Source organism: Cupriavidus sp. 05T41, from assembly GCF_056396525.1.
Window position 1 is genome coordinate 1 of record NZ_JBFTLQ010000189.1, and the last position, 1,922, is coordinate 1,922.

Sequence of the window (1,922 nt, forward strand, 5' to 3'; positions counted from 1 at the left end):
ATTTATATACTGAGTGCGCCGGGAGACCGGCAAGGAGTTGGTGGTGCAAGTCCACTACGATGAAGGAATAGCGAGCCACATCGGCCCCGAGCCGTGCGCAGGCCACCGCGAGGTGGTAGGCGAAGCGTCGGTAGGGGAGCGTATGGGCCAGCCATTGAGCCGCGATAGATATATCCCGGGTGCCKACGCGGTTCAGTACGCGGAAGGCAACACGGCGGGGCGCGCATTCGCGAGCGCTCCGACGACCCGGCGTGGTCTGAGAACCTGGCACGTACGGACGCTCCTTGTGCGGGAACCGGGAGATCTCCCATCTGGCCAGTCGCAGTACGGACGGGTCCGCATCGGGAAGGCGAGGAGCCAAAGCCGATGATGAACGGACGGGAGAAGTCAGACTCCGCCATAGTAGCGACGAAGCCTGCGAACAAGGCCTGGAAACGGGCTGCGGAGTGGGTGGAGCCAAGGGCGGGGACCAAGGGGAACACGGGTCAGCCACACACGCGCCGGGCACAGAACCGGGCAAGCGTGTCACAGGGGTTGGAACGTGTACGGCAAGTTGCAAGGCAGCGGAAGAAGGAGCGGTTTACCGCGCTCCTGCACCACATCACGGTTGACCGGCTTCGAGAGTCGTTTTGTGCACTTAAGCGCAATGCGGCCCCCGGAGTGGACGGCGTGACATGGCGGTACTACGAGGCGGGCCTGGAAGAACATCTCCGGCGTCTGCACGCGCAAGTACAGAGCGGAGCGTACCGGGCGTTGCCCGTTCGGCGACAGTACATTCCGAAGCCGGATGGCAAGCTGCGTCCGTTGGGGATCGCGGCGCTGGAGGACAAGATTGTCCAGCGCGCGGCGGTGGAAGTGCTAAACGGGATCTACGAGGAGGATTTCCTCGGGTTCTCGTACGGGTTCCGGCCCGGGCGTAGCCAGCACGATGCGCTGGATGCGTTGGCGGTGGCCATCACCCGCACCCCGGTGAACTGGATTTTGGACGCCGATATCCGGAGCTTCTTCGACTCGGTCAGTCAGCAATGGCTGGTCCGGTTCTTGGAGCATCGGATTGGCGACCCACGCATCATCCGCCTTGTGCGCAAGTGGCTCAAGGCGGGCGTCTTGGAGGACGGAGAGTGGAGCGTCAGTGAAGAGGGCACACCGCAGGGGGCTGTCATATCGCCTCTGCTCGCGAATGTCTACCTGCACTATGTCTTCGATCTCTGGGCCAACCGGTGGCGACGGCGCGAAGCCAAGGGCAATGTCATCACCTCGCGGTACGCGGATGATGTGGTTGTCGGCTTTGAGCATGAAGCCGACGCGCGGCGCTTCTGGGAAGCGATGCGACTGAGGTTGGAGGAGTTCTCGCTTGTGCTTCACCCGGACAAGACGAGGTTGCTTGAGTTTGGCCGCAACGTAGCGGGCAGGCGAAAGCGACAGGGTCTTGGCCGACCCGAGACCTTCTCGTTCCTGGGTCTCGTACATATCTGCGGCAAATCTCGTCGCGGCGCCTTCCAGCTCCAGCGGAAGACCCGGGGGGATCGCATGCAGGCGAAACTCAGGCAAATCAAGGAGCAGTTATGGCGGCGCATGCATGAGCCAATACCCATCCAAGGGCACTGGCTCAAGCAGGTGGTACGCGGCTATTTTGCGTATCACGCGGTTCCAACGAACTCGCGGGCGCTCGTGGCATTTCGCTATCACGTTACCAATCTCTGGCGGCGCTCGCTGCGGCGACGCAGCCAGAAAGATGCCATGACGTGGGCGCGGATGACCCGACTCGCCGATGACTGGCTCCCGAAACCTCGAATCCTTCATCCATGGCCAGGCGACAGATTCGCCGTCAAACACCCAAGGTGGGAGCCCGGTGCCTGAATTGGGCACGCCGGGATCTGTGCGGGGGGTGTCCAGCAATGGGCATTCCTACCGAGATATTC

At 62.5% G+C, this 1,922-nt stretch carries 1 protein-coding gene; it reads left to right on the plus strand.

What is annotated here, in order from left to right:
* Positions 1 to 366 precede the first annotated feature (366 nt).
* A complete protein-coding gene (gene ltrA / locus AC1DKV_RS40380; RefSeq protein WP_441624501.1) occupies positions 367 to 1,860 on the plus strand; it encodes a group II intron reverse transcriptase/maturase in 1,494 nt (497 codons plus the stop codon).
* Positions 1,861 to 1,922: the final 62 nt, after the last annotated feature.